Here is a 17,919-nt window from a genome sequence, read left to right on the forward strand (position 1 = left end):
ACTTCGTTTAAATAAATATCAGTCTCGCCCCGAAACACCTGCTGAGAAATTTCTGTAGATACAAACTCCCGAGGATTCGGCGTTTCAGTGCCGCGACTGGTGACAATCGAGATTAGTTGGCGATCGCCTTTGAGTATGGTAATCTGGCGGTTGGGATTGTTTGGATCGACTTTCACGGAAAGTACGCCACCGTTGCCTAAATAGGCTTTGGCGATGTTCAAACCGTTAAAATTGCGATCGGCTACAATTTTAGGAGCTTTTTTAGATGTATAAGTAGAAATTAAACCAATAAATTTTTCAGGTTGAAATCGAACTTTAAACAATACTGGCTGCTGCAAATACTGGCGGTTTTTTTCAAATCCAGGCGTGACAATATTTGGGGCTAAAGGCGCTGCTAAATCTATTAAAGTGCTGGCAACATTCCAACTTCCGGCCATCCAGTCTGGATACACTAAATCTCCCTTAGCTACGGCGATGGGAGGCTTGCTATCCCAATTGGGAAAACTGGAAATGCGATCGCCCAAAACCCCCGCCCTCGCACCGCCACCCCACAGCAACACAACCAAAACCAGACAAAAAACCCAAATTACCTTCATACCAAATTACATTCAAACAGCTAACTTTATATTTTGCTCTAATTCGTTCGTAGTGAGGACTTCAGTCCTTCTTTTTGCGGACTGAAGTCCTCACTACCAAAAGTTGGTAATGAGGAATGCAAGTCCTTCTTTTTGCGGACTGAAGTCCTCACTACCAACCTTTTTTATTGTTTGTTAGTTTTAAATTGCCTCAACAGGTGCAGGTTCCCAAACCTCCCCGTATTGTTCTTTTAATTCGTGCCATTTTTCCACCTGTCCAGGTTCGTATTCACCAGGTTTTCCCCACTGCAAAAACGCGCTCAACGCAGCATCATTTTGCTCGTCCAGAAAACGAATTGCATAGGTAGTAAAGTTGCCTCTTTTTGCCTCGCCGGTCTCAAATTTCACTTGTTTAATTTTGTCCATATTTAGGTGAAACTCAAATATTTCGGCGTGCATATTTGCATATTTCCCCTTGGGCAACTCTGCATAAAACAGCTTGTGAATTGAACCGCGCACTTCCAGTACAGCGGCGCTGCTAGTCACGATCAAACGCAGCGTCCCCAATTTTTCGCAAGCTTCTAAGAATTCTTTGAGATTAGGCATAATTTGGGAATAGGTAATTGGGAATTGGGCATTGGGCATTAGTTATTAGTTGTTAGAAACAACAAATAACAAATAACCGATAACAACTGTCAATTTTTATGGAATTGGGCATTAGTTATTAGTTATTATAACCAACAAATAACAAATAACAAATAACCGATAACAACTGACAACTGTCAACTGTCAACTGTCAACTGACTATTTTTCGTGCAATTCGTAAGCTGCAACAATCCGCTGTACTAGCGGGTGTCTCACCACATCTGACTGATTGAATTCGCAGAAAGCAATGCCTTCAACGTTACCCAGAATTTTTTGAGCAACTGACAGTCCCGACTGTTGGTTTGGTGGCAAATCTGTTTGAGTGATATCGCCCGTCACTACCATTTTCGATCGAAAGCCCAGACGAGTCAACACCATTTTCATCTGAGCAGGTGTTGTATTTTGAGCTTCGTCCAAAATGACGAAAGCATTGCTGAGAGTACGCCCTCGCATATAAGCTAAAGGAGCTACTTCGATCAAGCCTCTTTCCATTAAATCGGCCATTTTTTCGGGGTCGATTATTTCTTGGAGGGCGTCGTAAAGCGGGCGCAAATAGGGATCGACTTTTTGCTGCAAATCTCCAGGCAAAAATCCTAATTTTTCGCCTGCTTCTACGGCGGGCCTGGTTAAAATTAGCTTTTCGTACTGCTTGCTTAACAGTGCTTGCACTGCCAAAATAGCTGCTAGAAATGTTTTTCCAGTACCAGCGGGGCCGATGCAAAATGTTAGGTCGTGGGTGCGTACTGCTTGGACGTACTGCCGCTGCTTGAAGGTTTTGGCTCTTATTTCTTCGCCGCGGCGGGTTTTGGCGAGTACGTCTCGTTGCAAGTCTTGCAAATCTTCTTGGCGGTTGGTATCCAATGCGTAGCGCGCTGTTTGGATTTCTACTCCGGTGATGGTTTTGCCGGATTTCCAATAGTCGGAGAGCGATCGCACTAATTTATGACACAATTCTACTTGAGTTTTTGTGCCGGAAATCAGCAGTTCTTGGCCTCGCATTACCAGGTTGGCGCCGGTTTGCTTAGAGATAATTTTCAAGTTTTCTTCTTGATTTCCGGCCAGCGACATGGCGCTTTGATTGCTCGGTAACTCTATTGTTAGTTTTTCAGTCATGCCAGCATGAGCTCCTCCAAGTAAGTAATTAAAAGTTAACAATCAGCTTTGTTTTACGAACAAAAAGACGCCCGGTACTAGATTTTACCTAGTATCTCAGGCGTCTTTTCTGTTTAAATCGCAAATAAATTTGGTGCTTGAGGCACAAATCAAATCTCCCTTCTTTGACACTCTCAGGTCTAAAGACACGCTCGATTCTGCGATCGCGAGTAAACTCTCGCTGCGACCGTCAAACGCCGCCTAAACACTCAAAACAACTACCGACATTGCCAATGTTGTAATCGCGTTTACTTTTATTGTTTCAATGCTTTCAGAATCCATCACACTTGCCAAGACGCGGTACGCTCCACAACCTGCCATTATTTGCTCTTTCCTGTCATACTGACATCAGGACTTAAACCTAACCGTTGTTTCATAGGAGCCGGGATTTCTCCGATACTAGGATGCTTCAACACGTAGATGTTTTTTGTTCTTACTCCCAACTCAAATTATATCACATTTTCAAGAACACTCTTGACTGAAGTCCCTCGGGTCGCTTCCCTCTGAGCACGCTTTGTGTCTGAGTTTCCCGCATCCCGTGTTGCTTTGATGAAGTCAGACAACTTTAGATTTTAGATTTTAGATTTACCCGATCCCGCTGAGATTTTAGATTTAAAATTTTACATTTTTGTTTGATCGCAAAACTGGCAATCTCAAATCCAACGGGGTTTGTAACACAAAGTCTACAACAGGCAATCTAAAATCTAAAATTGTCTCTCATTCAGCAGAACAGTTAATAACCGGGAGTATTTCTGCTCGTTCTAAACGTAGGTGTGTTAGTACGGCGAGGTTGTTCTCTCGGGGTTCTGCTAGGTAAGGGAGTCGGCGACGGAGGCCCACTCCGGGGTCGGAAGTCTCCCCCATCGCGCCTAGCGCGATCCGGACGATCGCGATCCGAACGATCGCGATCGCCCCTAGGTGGCCCGGAGTTGCGATCGCCCGCTTCACCATCGTATATATCTAAGTACAGCGACTGGCCCGCCGTTTGCGCCACCGCTTCGAGGGTAGTTCTTATTGCCTGAATATTGCGTCCGCCCCTACCGTAAACCCGCCCTTTATCGGGATCTTCAAAAGCGAGCCGAACCCAGACCCGGGATTGGCGCGGGTGCAGTTCGCAATCAACTCGCAAAGACGCGGGCGACTCTAAAAAAGGCCCAATTAAAAACTTAACCAGTCCAGAATAGTTGGGACTAGCTGACTGCTGCTGTGCTGGATTCAACGTTGGCTCCGGCTCCGACTTGTTCAAATACATTCGCTTTTCTCAGGATGTCACGCACGGTGTCAGTTGGCTGAGCGCCTTCTTGCAGGCGCTTGACAATCGCTGGAACATCCAGCCTGGTTTCATTATTTCTGGGGTTGTAGAAGCCGAGTTCTTCTAGGGGACGGCCGTCGCGGCGGGTAGAGCTGTTCATAGCTACAATCCGGTAGCTGGTCTCGCGTTTTTTCCCGTATCTCTTCAATCGCAGTTTGATCATCTTCTTGCAGAATAGTCCTCGATCAATTGTGACATACTCCACGCGCGAAATCTCACATTATGCTGTGGGGCAAAGAGGGCATCGGGCATCGGGCATCGGGCATCGAGCCTAAAAGCATTAATCTGCCAACTGACAACTGTCAACTGTCAACTGTCAACTGTCAACTGACGTTAACCTCCCAGCAAAATATCGCTGCGATTTGCTGCCCCCAAAGCTGGTCTAGCGCCGTCAATGTGCGGTGTAATTGCTAGTGGCAGGGCCGGTGCAGTGCCCCACTGCTGCACCAATTTTTGCAGAAATATATCTTGCTGCGCTCTCAAAGAGTCCCAATCGGTGCCGCGATTAATAATTGCAAACCAAACTAAACCCCGATCGCGCGTGGGTATGGCTCCAGCCAAAGCAATCACCGTATCTAAGGTACCGGTTTTCACCACAGCCGACGGCGGAATGTGTCGGTGTTCCAAAGTTCCTTTATCGCGCCCGGACACCGGAAACAAGTCAGCAATAGTCAGCCCCGTAGTCTGAAGGTTGCGCGCGATCGCCTGCATCATCCCACAAGCCGCCCTCGGAGACATCCGATTTTCCACTCCCAATCCCGAACCGTTAATTAATTGAAGTTCCGCCGCCGGCACCCCCGCCGCCCAAGTCGCTTGCTGCTGGACTATTTTGTGTCCGCCCAAATTGTCTGCCAGTATTTGGGCAATGTCATTGTCGCTGTGGACGTTCATCTGCTTGAGAATTTCGGGTAAAGGGAGCGATCGGCGCTTCAGCAGCAAATGTCCCGAGCTCACAAATTTTTCAGCAATCACCGTGCCGGCGATCGTTACTTGCGGCTTTCTCGTTCCCCGAGCCATCTTAGAATATATTGCCAGCACGTCAGAAGGCCAACTGCGCCCATTGAGAGCCTGCCGCAGACCCTCCCCCGCAGCCAAAGGATCGGACTGGTAATTCATGCGGAAATTGCCTGTCACCACTAAGTTGCCGGCCACGCGATCGATACCCATTTGATTGAGAGCATTACCCACGGCGATCGCCTCTTCCCACACAAACAACGGATCGCCACCACCACTGACAACCAAATCTCCTTGCAACACCCCATTCCTAATCGGCCCGGTTCCCCGGAACCGTGTTTCAAACTGATGCTCGGTGCCCCAAGTTTCCAGCGAAGCCAGAGAAGTGGCAATCTTAGTCAGCGAAGCCCCTGGCATCAGTACCTTTCCCTGCTGACTTACCAGTGGCACCATTCCGGCTTGTACCCAAACTCCCTGATTGCCGTCTATCAGATGTTTTGCCTTCAAATCTTTTAAATATTCCTCCACCGCGACGGATGTCGGCAAGTCTCGATTTGCTGCATCTACTCCTCCAAAAGCCAGCTCTTCGGCCACCACTAACCCGGGTATCCCTCCCCGCCAAGCCAGTAGCGACACAGCGTTGGGCGCGACACTGTGTACCCCAGCCATGTCGAGCCACAGAGACATGATTCCCGAGCTAAATAATAAATCCAGCATTTTTTACACCTATAGTTCAGTCAGTCGATTTTAGATTTTAGATTTTAGATTTACTCCACAGAATCAATCTGGGGGCTTGAACTCGGGTCTAAAATTTTGGGCCCGAGTCACGACGAGTGTCGGAAACTTTTATCCGTTTTTGGGCGGGGTCAGGTAAATTATTCTATTGAGTTTTTCAATTTGCAGTCAAAAATAGTAAAGTAGGCACAAACTCTATCAGAGTAGTCGCAAATGACAATTGTCCGATCGAGCGCGAGCAGATTTTAGTGATTTATTCGCACTTCTGGATTCAGACTCCAGATCCGCAAGAAACGGGTACAACGCCCCGACGCCATTCGTGGATGCTCCCAAAATTTTCGACCCTAGTTTCTGCTGCCAGATTTCAGGCTGTAACTCAATCGAAAATCGAAAATCGAAAATCGAAAATCGGCTGACTTCCTGGTAGAATTTTTAGTGTTTCTCAAACATTGGTCAATGGGATCGACACGCGCAAGAATTGCAATAGACGCTATGGGTGGGGATCACGCCCCCGCCGAAGTTGTAGCTGGAGCGCTTAAGGCACAAGAAGAGTTAGGCGTAGAGATTTTGCTGGTGGGCGACCCGCAGCAAATAGAAGACTCGCTACGTCTTCAAGACGCGATCGGCCGCGTCTCTACAGGTCAGCTAGAAATCGTTCCTTCAGAAGGAACGGTGGAAATGCACGAAGAACCTCTAAGTGCCCTCAAACGCAAGCCCAAAGCTTCGATTAACGTAGCCATGAACTTGGTGAAGCAGCAGCAGGCTGATGCTGTGGTGTCCGCCGGTCACTCCGGTGCGGCAATGGCGGCTGCCCTACTGAGGTTGGGGCGGCTACCTGGAATCGATCGCCCCGCGATCGGTGCGGTTTTGCCGACAATGGTACCGGGTACCTCTGTACTCATTCTCGATGTCGGCGCTAATGTGGACTGCCGCCCAAAATTTTTGGAGCAGTTTGCTCTGATGGGAACTATTTACAGCCAGTGCGTGCTCGGCGTCGCCGAACCAAAAATCGGCCTGCTAAACATTGGCGAAGAACCTTCTAAAGGCAACGACGCTGCGGTACGCACCCATCAGTTATTGGCGGACAATCCGAACATTCCTTTTGTGGGCAATGCCGAAGGCCGCGACGTGCTGTCGGGGAACTTTGACGTGATTGTCTGCGACGGGTTTGTCGGCAACGTGTTGTTGAAGTTTGCCGAAGCGGTGGGCGAAGTCGTAGTCCAGGTGCTCAAGGAAGAGCTGGTCAAAGGGCTCCAACATCAAATTAACGATCCTATGCTGCAAAAAAGCTTGCAAGGATTCAAGCAGCGAGTAGACCACGTTGAACATGGTGGCGGTTTGCTGTTGGGCGTTGCTGGAGTTTGCATTATCAGCCACGGTTCGTCTCAAGCTGCCTCGATTTTTAATGCCATTCGTTTGGCAAAAGGGGCTATTGACAACCAAGTGCTGGAGCGAATTAAATCGTCCAATCGCGAAAGCGCTGTGGAACAAGAAGCTTTGAACAGTTGACAGTTGACAGTTGACAGTTGACAGTTGGCAGTTGACAGTTAACAGTTGACAGTTGGCAGTTGACAGTTGACAGTTGGCAGTTGACAGTTGACAGTTGAGTGCAACCTCGACCTGGAAGGAAGAGGATTGGAGTAATGAGTAGTCTTCTTTTAATTTCTCCCGGGCTTGGGGCTTTAAACCAATTCTTTCTAGTAAGTAGAAATTAAAAATTAAAAAAGTCAAATTAAAAATGTCAGATTAAACCAACTGTTTTGCTTGAAAAAAGTAATTTCAGCAGTTTAAAAAATAGTTTAAATTTGAAGTTTTTAATTTTTAATTTCTCGACCGAACAGCGAGTAAATGGAGAGGAATGTTGCAGCAATCAGGGTTCGGCATTGCCGTCACGGGTAGCGGGTCTTGTACACCGCAGGTTTCGCTAGATAATAATGGTTTGAGTCAGATTGTAGAAACGTCTGACGAGTGGATTGCGGCGCGAACGGGCATTCGATCGCGCAGGCTGGCGGACGATCGCACTTCTTTGTGCGATTTGGCATCGGAGGCATCCCGCAGGGCGATCGCCATGGCAGAAATTTCGCCGACAGATATCGATTTGATTATTTTGGCCACATCAAGCCCTGACGATTTGTTCGGCACTGCGGGCAAAATTCAATATCAGTTGGGCGCTACAAAAGCTGTGGCTTTCGATTTGACAGCAGCTTGTTCGGGATTTGTGTTTGGTTTAGTTACAGCCTCGCAGTTCATTCGGACAGGCGTTTATCAAAATGTTTTGCTGATCGGAGCAGATATTTTATCTCGCTGGGTGAATTGGTCGGATCGAGGTACTTGCATTTTATTTGGAGACGGTGCAGGTGCGGTGGTATTGCAGGCTTCAGAGGTCGATCGATTTTTGGGATTTGAAATTCGCAGCGACGGCACGCAAAATTCGTCTCTCAATTTAGCCTACAAAGCCGAGTCAAAATCATTAATTGAGGGCGTGAATATCGGACAAGGTGGATTTGAGCCGATCGCCATGAACGGTCAAGAAATCTATCGGTTTGCCGTCAAAAAAGTGCCGGAAGTCATAGAAAAAGCGATGTTTCGGGCAAATATCAGCGCCGAAAAAATTGACTGGCTGCTGTTGCACCAAGCCAATCAACGGATTCTCGATGCAGTTGCCCAAAGGCTCAAGATTCCCCCGGAAAAAGTAATCAGCAATTTAGCAAATTACGGCAATACCTCAGCAGCTTCAATTCCCCTTGCTTTAGACGAATCGGTGCGTCTGGGTAAAGTTAAATCTGGTGAGACTATTGCTGCGGCTGGTTTCGGTGCAGGTTTGAGCTGGGGGGCGGCGATTTTTCAATGGGGAAGGTAATACGATTTTAGATTTTAGATTTTAGATTTTAGATTGGGGAATCACTGATGAACTATGGGTTGGAAGCGCAGGCTAGCAGTTTCATGATTTTAGGGAACTGGTACAATATTTTGCTCTAAACTTGCCCTGCTGACATCGGGCGTGCGACCATTAAAAAAGAAAAATCTTTTAACACGCCATACACAGGTCATAGCATAGGGTAAAGCCTGCACCAAGCCGTGCATCCTTCGACAGGAATTCTGGACAAGAGTGTGCTGCAATTGAAAATCCTCTATTTTTCGATGGACTTTCCCCCCGTCGAAGGTTGAAAATTTTACTACGGCGATCGACCTGAATTAAAGTAGCAAAAAAAATATAAACCTCGAAAAAAGCGCAGTTATTATGTTATAGTTGTGAGTCGCGAGTAGATAGTTCGTGAACCGAAAGATAGCGGATACCAGTCAGCGAACTCAGAAGCGGGAAACAAAGAATTTTTGCAATCACTTTCTTAGCAACCACCAATTAGCAGATTACCGGAAAAATGACTAAAACAGCATGGGTATTTCCCGGACAAGGTTCCCAGGCGATCGGGATGGGTGCAGACTTATTAAACTTGCCAGCAGCCAAAGCTAAATTTGAGCTGGCTAAAGAAATTTTAGGCTGGTCTGTCCCTGAAGTTTGCCAAAAAGAAGAAGCAAAACTATCTCGGACTCTCTACACTCAGCCTTGCTTGTTCGTAGTAGAAAGCATTTTGGCAGACTTAATGCGAGAAAAGAGCGATCGACCCGCAGTAGTTGCCGGTCACAGTTTAGGAGAATATGTTGCCCTGTACGCAGCAGGCGTCTTTGACTTTGAAACGGGATTGCGCTTAGTCAAACGCCGCGCCGAACTGATGGAGACTGCCTCCGGCGGGCAAATGGTGGCGTTGATCGGCTTCGACAGGCAGGAATTAGAACTGCAAATTCAATACAGCCGAGATGTGGTGCTCGCCAACGATAACAGCGAAGCACAAGTAGTGATTTCTGGCACGCCGACAGCAGTAGAAGATTTGCTAGCCAAAATAAAAGTCAAACGCGCGGTTAAATTGAATGTTTCCGGCGCGTTTCACTCTCCCCTGATGGCCGGGGTGGCGGCAGAGTTTCAACTAGCGTTAAAGTCGGCAAGATTTTCCGATGCTAAAATGCTGGTACTCTCGAACTCAGAACCGACAGCGACTACTAGCGCAGCTACTCTAAAACAGCGGTTGAATTATCAAATGACTAAAGGCGTGCGCTGGCGAGAAATTTCTCTGCAATTGCCACAACAAGGAATCGATCGCGTAGTGGAAATTGGCCCAGGTAAAGTTCTCACAGGTTTGATCAAACGGACTTGTCCCAATTTAGCGCTGGTAAATGTCAGCAGTTTTGCAGATTTGCCCGCTTAATCTATTGTTAACCGATGATTCAGCAGCAGGCTTTCAACAGTTGACAGTTGACAGTTGACAGTTGACAGTTGACAGTTTAAGAGCGACCTCTACCTAGAAGGAAGAGGATTGGAGTAATGAATAGTCTGATTTTAATCGATCAGAAAATTGCCGAAAAATAAATAGCACAACAGGAAAATTTTACTATGACCTGTTGTGCAAATTGGCGCTCGACAATCCAAACAGCTAAAAATCGCGATTAAAAATAATCTATATATCGATCGCCCTTGAGGTCGATCGGCAAATTCTGATTTAAACTAGGAATAAAAATCAAGCTAATCCGGTACTTATATGAAAAAAGCTATTTACTGGCTGATGGGCGAAAAAGCCGGCAGAACCATAGTAGGCGGGTGGAACTGGCTGTGGGGACTTCCCGTAGAATCCGGTGGTAAAATTTCAGTCGCCGTAGCCGAAGAGTCGCTGCGATCGATGCAAGAATCCGTCCAAAAGCTCGCAGAAGCAGTTTCTAAACAAGTTGCAGCCTACCAGCGCACCAAAACAAAATATGAAGAAAAAGTTAGAGAGATGCAAACTTTAGAGCGCCAAGCCAAGACAGCCAACCGCAACGGCAACGAAGAAGCAGCCCGCTTAGCCATATCTAAGGTAATTCAGATAGAAAAAATCCTGCCGCAGTACGAAGATGCAGTAAAACAAGCCGAACAGTTTGTGAACGCTTCCAAAGACAAGCTGAATCGAGAGCGCACGAAGCTGGAAGCCTACAAAACCGATATGCAAAACATGAAAGATATGGTCGAGATTAACGAAGCTCTCGGCGCCATATCCAAAGTCAACAACGATCTTAATATTGATTCAGCTCGATCGCAATTTGAACAAGCCAAAAATGCCGTCGAAAAGCATAACCTCGAACAGCAAGCTTTAGCAGAAATATCTGAGAACCCCCAAGAAAGACTTCAGGCAGAATTAGAAAACATGACCGAAGATGATGAAGTCAGTCGCAGGCTGCAAATGTTAGACGATTCCGACGATAAACAACTTCCCAACAACTAAGGAGGATTTATGGCCAAGAGTAGCGGGCCTCCGCCCATAGTTTTTATTTTGTTATTTCTGCTGCTTGCCGGTGGTGGTTGGTTCTTTTTTCTGAACAAACCAGCGGCACAGGATGCTAATAATACACCCACTCCCGCTCCCGCAGGCAGTAGTGGAGCCAATCTGCCTCCCGTCGCGCCTGTCGCCGGCTTAGCATCGCCTGTTGCTGCTAGTTCCTTTGCACTACCAGTTGCCGTACCTGCGGGCACGGCGGTGAGAATTGACGGTTCTACCAGCATGGTGACAATCAATCTCAACCTTAAGAATGGCTTTCAAGCCAAGTTTCCCAGCACTACAGTCGATGCCAAAGCAAATGGTTCTGCAAAAGGAATTCAGGATTTGGTGGCGGGAACAGCCGATATTGCCGCGATATCGACCGCTTTAAAGCCAGAAGACCAAGCTAGGGGTTTGGCAGCAGTGCCCGTTGCTTTAGATAGAATTGCGATCGTAGTCGGCACTAACAACCCGTTTCAGGGAGGCTTAACTGCTGCTCAAGTTCAAGACATTTTCAAGGGAAATGCTCAAGACTGGTCAAAAGTCGGCGGTTCAGCAGGCCCGATTAAGGTAATTAACAGGCCCGAAATTAGCGGAACTCACCAAACTTTTAAAGAACAAGTGCTCGGAGGCGGTAGTTTTGGTACTGGGCGAAATTTTGCTACGCTCGATCGAGATGCGACAACTCCGCTGCTGCAAGCTTTAGGCAACAACGGCATCGGCTATGCCACTTTCGCTCAAGTTGTCAATCAGAAAACGGTGCGAGTTGTCCCCGTAGACGCTACGACGCCGGAAGCCCCCAATTATCGCTATCAGCGCCAGTTGTACTACGCTTACAAAAATCCCCCCAGTCAAGTGGTTAAGGATTTCTTGGGTTACGCAACTTCCGAGGAAGGAAAAAAAGCGATGCTGGCCGGAAATTAACAGGACTTATAGCATTTTCGATTTTGGATTTTGGATTTTGGATTGGGGGTGATTTACTCGATCGGCGTTTGAAGCTTCCCTACAGTTGCATCATTTTGGGAAAAGGGTATTAGTTAGCCATCAACTCGCGGGTGTGTCCCTGCGGGAATTATCGTCTCTATTTCAAGTTATGCGATCGCGATGCACCCGCGCATCATTACGTCCTGCGTTTTTTTGCAAGTCCTAGTTAATTTTCCAGAGCTGAACTGATAGAGTAATATTCGGTATAATTTTAAATTCAAGGTTTTTCCGTGAGCAAAAGTCGCGAACCAGTCGAAAGTTTACTTCTTTACTATTTATTCAAGTGGTCAATTGTCAGCCCGATGCTGCACCTTTACTTTCGGGGGCGCATCTACGGTGCAGAAAATGTGCCAGCAGAAGGCCCATTTGTGGTAGTCAGCAATCACGCCAGCGATTTCGATCCGCCGATTTTATCTAGTTCCATGAGGCGGCCAGTGGCATTTATGGCAAAGGAAGAGTTATTTAAAGTTCCTATTTTGAAGCAGGCAATTACGCTTTATGGTGCCTATCCAGTCAAGCGGGAAAGTGCCGATCGCAGTGCAATTCGATCGGCTATCCAGTCTTTAGAAAATGGATGGGCTACGGGTGTATTTTTGCAGGGAACTCGGACGCCAGACGGTAGAATTACTGATCCGAAATTGGGGGCTGCGCTGATAGCTGCTAAGGCAAAAGCACCGCTATTACCCGTTAGTTTGTGGGGAACTCATGCGATCGCATCCAAAGGTTCAATAGTGCCGCGTCCGGTGCCGCTGACGGTGCGAATTGGCAAGCTAATTGAGGCGCCCGCTTCGTCGGATCGCGCGGAATTGGAAGCGCTGACTCAAAGATGTGCAACTGAGATTAATGCGATGCACGATTTGGGTCGCTGAACCGGGCGAATAGAATTCGCACGCCAGACAAACAAAACCCACTCCAAGCGGGTTGAAGAACGGGCGGTTAAAGTTACGTTATTTTCTTCATTCGGCGTCCGGCGGAATTCGTTTTTGTAGTTTGACCTCTTACTCTGATGACGGGCGCTTCGCCACATAAGCGCTTCGCGCTGGCTTCGCCTACGAGTAAGAGGTCAAAAGCGGTTTCAACCGCCGTCCTTTCTTTGTCTATTCAATTCTGGCTTGGCTGAAGTTAGCGCCTGTATAACCCGTAGTCAGCCACATAATGGCTCTAGCGCCGTCGCGGAGAGCTTTTTGCACGGGTTCGGGGGTTCGCCCAGACGGAACTGCTACAGGCTTAAAACTAATCCCTCGACTGCCGAGCACGATTTCGCCAATAATCTGAGCTCGCCGCATATGATCGTCAGAAGTGATCAGATACACGCTCTCAATCCCTTGAGCTTTCAATTCATCTACCAGGGTGGTAAAATTTGTTACCGTATCCACTGCTCTGTAGTCTAAGTGCAGGCGATCGGACTTAATTCCCGCTTCTGAAAACACCCATTCGGCGAACTCAGGATTGCTCCCAGAAGACACCCAAATCGGCAATTGAGGGTGCGATCGAGCAAATTTGGCGGCAAACACCTCTCGCTCCGTAGCCCCACCTAGAACCAACAAAGCTTGGGGTCTCTGAAATTCGCTCTTAAGCTGCTGATAGCCAAACCAAAACGCCATCAAAAGCCCTAGTAGGAACCAAAAATTGGGTGAATTCCTCAAACGCGGGTAACGCCGCCTGTTTAAATTTATTCTCAACCACATCTAAACCTATAAAAACTTTATTTAGCTGACACAGGAACCATAACAAAAAATACCGCACGTACAACCCACTAACAGGAATTAAAAATTAAAATTTAAACAATGGTCAGAGGATTTTAGATTTTAGATTTTAGATTTTGGATTGAATATACAGGTTAACGCATATGCAAAGCAGAAGGATAAAACTTAGGGTTTACCCTTCTGCTTTTAATTGTTCTTGATTTTTAACGGGACTGGCCGGGTTCGAACCGGCGACCTAGCGCTTCAGATTTGTGTGAGTTTCCCCACTCTCCGGACTATTCCTTCACCGTAGGCTTGCGGCCTTTAGGTGGTGGCCGTATGTTTAGGAGGTTTTATGGTGTTTACTTCCTAAAGCCAGTCTCTGCACCTTCCTTACCTAAACAAAATTTAGATAAAGCTTGGCTCAAGATTACCGTATCTGTTGTCAGACTTAGGCTTCCTTGAGTTTGACCACATTCACTCCCAGAGTTTCCTCGCAGGGTGCCCGATTCTTCAGGAGGCGCTTGCTCTATCCATCTGAGCCACAGCCCCAGTTGCTGAACCGTTTTGATTATAGCAGGTAATGGCGATTTTGAATTTTTTATTTTGGATGATTAGCGATCGCCCGTAGCAACTCTCCCGACAATGCGGGCAAAGTTTTCTGCTGCGGTGAGTTTACCAGCACCGTAACAAGCGCGATGTCTCCAGGCGGTAACGGGGAGGTGTCCGGGGGGAGCATTTTCGCTGAATGAGAGCTCGCTGTAATATTTCCAATTTTCCTTGACTCGCCAGCCGAGTCGATCGCACAATTGGGTATAATTTCCGGCGGTACTTTCCCAAATCTGTTGTTGTACGGTGAATCCAAACCGCCCGCTGCTGTGTTGTTGCCAAAGTTTGTCGATCGTGCGAAGGTCTGTAGGAGGAAAGCTGTCAATATCCGCTGCACTCAGCCAGCCTTCATCTTCCCTGACAGAGATTTGCAGCAAAATTTCCCAAGTATGTTCGTCTGCTTTGCGCCATTTTCCAGTTTCTAACAGCTTTGTCAGTTGTCGGTAATCCATCCCCACTTCAGAGATAGCCGGAGTTTGGTCAGGTAAGGCGCCGATTTTCTCTTCCAGTCGCAGTAAAGTGCTGGTAATGGATTCGGGATTGAGTTGTTCGAGGCGGTACAGAACCCATTCTAACTGAGATTGCAGGTACGCGCGGGCGATCGCACCTTGCTGTAATTCCTCTTGCAACTCGTCAAATCTGGCTGACCAATTTTGTTGATTGCGGGCCGATTCCCACATTTGTTTTGCCCACTGCAATCTAACTTGTTCTTGTTTTAAATAAATTTTGGAAGGTTTAGCACGCTGCGGGTAGGGAGTCAAATTCCAGCCACAAATCGAGCAAAACTCTGCTTTTTTTTCTAGGTACTCAGCACCGCACACTGGACAGTCAGACATAGTAAATTACCCAGCACTGACATGAGTACAGGTACAGTGTGGACTTTCAATAGCCCTGAAATGATCTTGCAAATTGCAAAATAATCTCGAACCTTCAGGCTTATTTACGGAAGCCCCAATAACAGCAATATTCTTACTGCCGTTTAAGTCGGCATCACCTTTCCATCCACAATGACCACAAGCAAACTTTTTGCCATTCCTATAAGACTCACCCTTTACAGGATGAATATGGTTGCACTTGTGGCACATTTGGCTAGTGTATCTAGGCTCGACAAACAAAATCTTGACGCTATGCTTTATGGCTTTGTATATTAGGAATTGGCGCAACTGAAAAAATGCCCAGCTATTGCTAAGTCTCCGCTCTTTTTTCGAGCGTGGCTGCTGATTTGTGCGCTCCCTAATTCCCGTCAAATCTTCCAAAGCGATCGCTTGATTTTTGTTTTGAGCCTTAGTTACGATACGGTGACTGATAGTGTGATTTACCAATGTCTGAAAGCGCTTTCAAGAGCCCGACAACCGTTTCAACAATTCTCGACATCTACGCCGAGAACTGCGCGTGCCTTTCGTGGCTTTTTGTTGGAGGTTTGCTCTCAACTTGGCATAATGATTTCTAACTTGGGTAATTTGTTTACCGCTAAATGTATCTCCATCGGAAGTAACTGCAATGTCAGTCCTACCCAAATCACAGCCCAAAACTCGATCGCTTGGTGGAGGTTCGACGGGCATAGATTCAAGCTGAATATTAAGATAGTAACTACCATCATTGCGTTTGCACAAAGTAGCAGTCTTTGGGTTTTGACCTTTCAACAATCCAAGTTGGTAGTTTCCGATAGCCAGTACAAACCGTTCCCTACCACCAGTAGTAGTCAAACTTACCGTCCAATCTTTTTCCCTGAAAGAAAAGATACGAGCATCGTAAGTGACGCTAGTAGGAGTAAATTTATTGACCGACTTCCCATCTTTTTTGGCTGTTTTTCTGTTACCAGAAACCCGTCTGATAGCATGGATTGCCAACTGCGCCGAAAGTCCAAACATATCTCTGACATCGTGATATATCAAGGATTGCATCGCCAATTCGTTTGTCAGAGTTGGCGATACAGTTTGATTCACATATTCGCAAGCATTCGCGAACGCCTGAAGTGTTGCATCAATTTTGATGGACTGCTCAGGCATTACTTGGAGTTTGCAAGATACTGTCAGGACTTGTTTCATGACATGATTCTATCATGTATTGAAGAAAGTCTGTCTGCGTTTATCAATAATTTGTTCAGCTATGCAAGCCTCACGCGCATTCCTCCCGTCACTCAAGTTCGTACCGTGTTTGGTGCGGGACTCCTGTTGTTTTAGTTGAAGTAAATTCAGTTGCCAAGTAATTATATGACATCTGCCTAATAATTTTCTGATTGTATTGCTGGCCCAGACATCGCACGAGTGATATCATTCAGTCTCGAACTGGTTTGTAGTGCGGAATGCGAGTCCGAGCCAAAGAAGGACTAAAGTCCTGACTACGAACCTATTTTTCTGACTGGTGATTGACTGGTTTGTAGTGCGGAATGCGAGTCCGAGCCAAAGTCAGCGATAGGGTTCGTCAGTTTAGTCATTTTTAACGATCGCCGAAAATCTCATTCTGACGCACCATCTATTCAGGGTGTGCATCAGTTTTGAGATTATCAATTGTCCCAGGAAATATCTTGAGCGGATGCACCCTACTTTTACTTCCTGCATTTCTTCGCAAATTATCTTTAATTTATCTGCGTTTATCTGTGTTTATCTGCCTTAAATCTGCGGTTGCTCTAGCCATCAAACATTTATGAAATAAGTCATCTACAGTTAATTAAATCGCTCTAACAAGGCAAGCGAATAGTAAACAAGCTGCCTTTACCCAACTCCGATTTGACCACGATCGTGCCGCGGTGAGCTTCGACTATTTGGCGGCAGAGGTGCAGTCCCAAACCTGTGCTGGATTTCTTGTGAGTTCCCGAGCCAAACCTTTCAAATAACTTCGCTTGTTCGGCGGGAGAAATTCCGGCGCCGGTGTCTTGGATTTCCATAATTACCCATGCCAGCGGTTGGTTTTTGAAGCTCGTATAAACAGGTGAATTGGCAGCTTTTAAGCGGATATCTATAGAGCCGCTGTCGGTGAATTTTATCGCATTTCCGATTAAATTAGTCAGCAAGCGGTGCAACTCTAGACGATCGCCCGGATACTTGGCAATCGGAGCACTTTCTGCACTTTCACTCAAGTCTAAATTCACCGACAAATTTTTAGCATCGGCTAGGGGAGCGAGTTCTTCGGCTACTTCGGTAATAAGCTGGCGCAAGTCAACCGGAGCGAAACTGAGGGATTTGCGCCCTGCTTCGTAGCGGTAGACTTCTAGCAGCATATTTACCATCGCGATCAGGTTTTTGTTACTGCGAACCATTGTCCCGAAAGCGTCGCACATGGGGAGCGAGATTTCTCCCAAAGCTCCCTGCTGCATTAAAGTTAGCATTCGATCGGCTGCTACGAGGGGCGTCCGCAAGTCGTGAGCGAGTCGGGAGACAAAATCTTCGCGCTGGAGGGCGATCGAATTTCGTTCGTCTACGCTGTGTTTGAGCCGCAAGAGCGATCGCACCCTCGCCAGCAGTTCGTCCATTTCCACGGGTTTGCGGATAAAATCGTCTGCGCCCATGTCGAGTCCCTGGACTACACTGGCGCTGTCGTGAGCTGTGATCAGCAAAATCGGGATAAAGGGCAATTCCTTATTTTGTCGCATTCGCTGGGTGACTTCGTAACCGTCCATTCCCGGCATCATTACGTCTAGCAATACCAAATCGGGGGTTGACTTGTCAATTTGGCTTAAGGCCGAAAAGCCGTTCTCGGCCGTGCTAATTTCGTAACCTTCTTCTTCCAGGATTGTCTGCACCAACAAAACATTATCTGGTGCGTCATCTACAACCAGAATGCGATCGGCTTTTGTGGCATTCGGAACAGATAAATAGTTCATTTAATTGTCGGTATGAAAATAAATACTAACTTTAATGTGGCATCCGATTCATGTTTTCACATTTTTCCACTTCTTAACTCTGTCATAAGGAAGATCTCAAAAC

At 46.9% G+C, this 17,919-nt stretch carries 17 protein-coding genes; 6 read left to right on the plus strand and 11 right to left on the minus strand.

Annotated elements, in window-relative coordinates; genetic code table 11:
- The 6 genes from JGK20_RS10370 to JGK20_RS10395 form a co-directional block, all read right to left on the minus strand.
- Nucleotides 1-596: DUF6816 family protein (locus JGK20_RS10370; RefSeq protein WP_293230323.1), on the minus strand; the 596-nt coding region annotated here is incomplete at its 3' end.
- A gap of 180 nt (nucleotides 597-776) precedes the next feature.
- A complete protein-coding gene (locus JGK20_RS10375) occupies nucleotides 777-1,181 on the minus strand; it encodes a ChuX/HutX family heme-like substrate-binding protein (RefSeq protein WP_293183125.1) in 405 nt (134 codons plus the stop codon).
- 198 nt (nucleotides 1,182-1,379) lie between these two features.
- The gene (locus tag JGK20_RS10380; protein WP_293183065.1) at nucleotides 1,380-2,333 is read right to left on the minus strand and encodes a PhoH family protein; all 954 of its coding nucleotides are present in this window, start codon (nucleotides 2,331-2,333) and stop codon (nucleotides 1,380-1,382) included.
- 772 nt (nucleotides 2,334-3,105) lie between these two features.
- Nucleotides 3,106-3,591, minus strand: coding sequence for a KH domain-containing protein (locus JGK20_RS10385; protein WP_293183067.1), 486 nt, complete (start codon nucleotides 3,589-3,591; stop codon nucleotides 3,106-3,108).
- On the minus strand, nucleotides 3,563-3,847 hold the full coding sequence (rpsP, locus tag JGK20_RS10390; protein WP_293157400.1) for a 30S ribosomal protein S16: 285 nt from the start codon (nucleotides 3,845-3,847) through the stop codon (nucleotides 3,563-3,565). Before rpsP ends, JGK20_RS10385 begins: the two co-directional genes overlap by 29 nt.
- A gap of 170 nt (nucleotides 3,848-4,017) precedes the next feature.
- Entirely contained in the window at nucleotides 4,018-5,355 is a 1,338-nt protein-coding gene (locus JGK20_RS10395) for a D-alanyl-D-alanine carboxypeptidase (protein WP_293183069.1), read from the minus strand.
- A gap of 474 nt (nucleotides 5,356-5,829) precedes the next feature.
- Between JGK20_RS10395 and plsX the strand changes: the two genes are divergently transcribed.
- The 6 genes from plsX to JGK20_RS10425 all read left to right on the plus strand — a co-directional run bounded on the left by plsX (nucleotide 5,830) and on the right by JGK20_RS10425 (nucleotide 12,568).
- Complete coding sequence (plsX, locus tag JGK20_RS10400) at nucleotides 5,830-6,882, plus strand: phosphate acyltransferase PlsX (RefSeq protein ID WP_293183071.1); 1,053 nt, start codon at nucleotides 5,830-5,832, stop codon at nucleotides 6,880-6,882.
- Nucleotides 6,883-7,231: 349 nt separating this feature from the next.
- The gene (locus JGK20_RS10405) at nucleotides 7,232-8,233 is read left to right on the plus strand and encodes a beta-ketoacyl-ACP synthase III (RefSeq protein WP_293157417.1); all 1,002 of its coding nucleotides are present in this window, start codon (nucleotides 7,232-7,234) and stop codon (nucleotides 8,231-8,233) included.
- Between the two features lie 520 nt (nucleotides 8,234-8,753).
- Entirely contained in the window at nucleotides 8,754-9,635 is an 882-nt protein-coding gene (fabD, locus tag JGK20_RS10410) for an ACP S-malonyltransferase (protein ID WP_293192140.1), read from the plus strand.
- Nucleotides 9,636-9,965: 330 nt separating this feature from the next.
- Nucleotides 9,966-10,682, plus strand: a complete 717-nt coding sequence (locus JGK20_RS10415; RefSeq protein WP_293212393.1) for a PspA/IM30 family protein — start codon at nucleotides 9,966-9,968, stop codon at nucleotides 10,680-10,682.
- Nucleotides 10,683-10,691: 9 nt separating this feature from the next.
- Nucleotides 10,692-11,639: a phosphate ABC transporter substrate-binding protein gene (locus JGK20_RS10420; protein WP_293230327.1), complete on the plus strand. Its 948-nt coding sequence runs from the start codon at nucleotides 10,692-10,694 to the stop codon at nucleotides 11,637-11,639.
- A gap of 290 nt (nucleotides 11,640-11,929) precedes the next feature.
- Nucleotides 11,930-12,568 (plus strand): lysophospholipid acyltransferase family protein, encoded by a 639-nt coding sequence (locus JGK20_RS10425; protein WP_293183079.1) that lies wholly within the window; start codon nucleotides 11,930-11,932, stop codon nucleotides 12,566-12,568.
- A gap of 228 nt (nucleotides 12,569-12,796) precedes the next feature.
- On the opposite strand, the gene JGK20_RS10430 is transcribed toward JGK20_RS10425, so the two are convergent.
- From JGK20_RS10430 to JGK20_RS10450, 5 genes are all read right to left on the minus strand, one after another.
- Nucleotides 12,797-13,387, minus strand: coding sequence for a YdcF family protein (locus tag JGK20_RS10430; RefSeq protein WP_293183081.1), 591 nt, complete (start codon nucleotides 13,385-13,387; stop codon nucleotides 12,797-12,799).
- A 611-nt stretch (nucleotides 13,388-13,998) separates the two neighbouring features.
- Nucleotides 13,999-14,829 carry a GUN4 domain-containing protein gene (locus tag JGK20_RS10435; protein WP_293183083.1) on the minus strand — a complete coding sequence of 277 codons (831 nt, stop codon included), beginning with the start codon at nucleotides 14,827-14,829 and terminating at the stop codon, nucleotides 13,999-14,001.
- 6 nt (nucleotides 14,830-14,835) lie between these two features.
- Nucleotides 14,836-15,315 (minus strand): transposase, encoded by a 480-nt coding sequence (locus JGK20_RS10440; protein WP_293183085.1) that lies wholly within the window; start codon nucleotides 15,313-15,315, stop codon nucleotides 14,836-14,838.
- A gap of 15 nt (nucleotides 15,316-15,330) precedes the next feature.
- Complete coding sequence (locus JGK20_RS10445) at nucleotides 15,331-16,002, minus strand: transposase (protein ID WP_293192150.1); 672 nt, start codon at nucleotides 16,000-16,002, stop codon at nucleotides 15,331-15,333.
- Nucleotides 16,003-16,673: 671 nt separating this feature from the next.
- Nucleotides 16,674-17,816 carry a hybrid sensor histidine kinase/response regulator gene (locus tag JGK20_RS10450; protein WP_293183089.1) on the minus strand — a complete coding sequence of 381 codons (1,143 nt, stop codon included), beginning with the start codon at nucleotides 17,814-17,816 and terminating at the stop codon, nucleotides 16,674-16,676.
- Nucleotides 17,817-17,919: the final 103 nt, after the last annotated feature.

It is taken from the genome of Microcoleus sp. PH2017_05_CCC_O_A (assembly GCF_020738785.1).
Lineage (GTDB): Bacteria > Cyanobacteriota > Cyanobacteriia > Cyanobacteriales > Microcoleaceae > Microcoleus.

Bases quoted from the DNA above. Each gene is read 5' to 3' on its own strand.
- JGK20_RS10445 (WP_293192150.1), bottom strand. From the start codon at position 16,002: ATGCCTGAGCAGTCCATCAAAATTGATGCAACACTTCAGGCGTTCGCG.
- JGK20_RS10450 (WP_293183089.1), bottom strand. From the start codon at position 17,816: ATGAACTATTTATCTGTTCCGAATGCCACAAAAGCCGATCGCATTCTG.
- fabD (WP_293192140.1), top strand. From the start codon at position 8,754: ATGACTAAAACAGCATGGGTATTTCCCGGACAAGGTTCCCAGGCGATC.
- JGK20_RS10415 (WP_293212393.1), top strand. From the start codon at position 9,966: ATGAAAAAAGCTATTTACTGGCTGATGGGCGAAAAAGCCGGCAGAACC.
- JGK20_RS10405 (WP_293157417.1), top strand. From the start codon at position 7,232: ATGTTGCAGCAATCAGGGTTCGGCATTGCCGTCACGGGTAGCGGGTCT.
- JGK20_RS10375 (WP_293183125.1), bottom strand. From the start codon at position 1,181: ATGCCTAATCTCAAAGAATTCTTAGAAGCTTGCGAAAAATTGGGGACG.
- JGK20_RS10435 (WP_293183083.1), bottom strand. From the start codon at position 14,829: ATGTCTGACTGTCCAGTGTGCGGTGCTGAGTACCTAGAAAAAAAAGCA.
- plsX (WP_293183071.1), top strand. From the start codon at position 5,830: ATGGGATCGACACGCGCAAGAATTGCAATAGACGCTATGGGTGGGGAT.
- JGK20_RS10420 (WP_293230327.1), top strand. From the start codon at position 10,692: ATGGCCAAGAGTAGCGGGCCTCCGCCCATAGTTTTTATTTTGTTATTT.
- JGK20_RS10395 (WP_293183069.1), bottom strand. From the start codon at position 5,355: ATGCTGGATTTATTATTTAGCTCGGGAATCATGTCTCTGTGGCTCGAC.
- JGK20_RS10430 (WP_293183081.1), bottom strand. From the start codon at position 13,387: ATGTGGTTGAGAATAAATTTAAACAGGCGGCGTTACCCGCGTTTGAGG.
- JGK20_RS10380 (WP_293183065.1), bottom strand. From the start codon at position 2,333: ATGACTGAAAAACTAACAATAGAGTTACCGAGCAATCAAAGCGCCATG.
- rpsP (WP_293157400.1), bottom strand. From the start codon at position 3,847: ATGATCAAACTGCGATTGAAGAGATACGGGAAAAAACGCGAGACCAGC.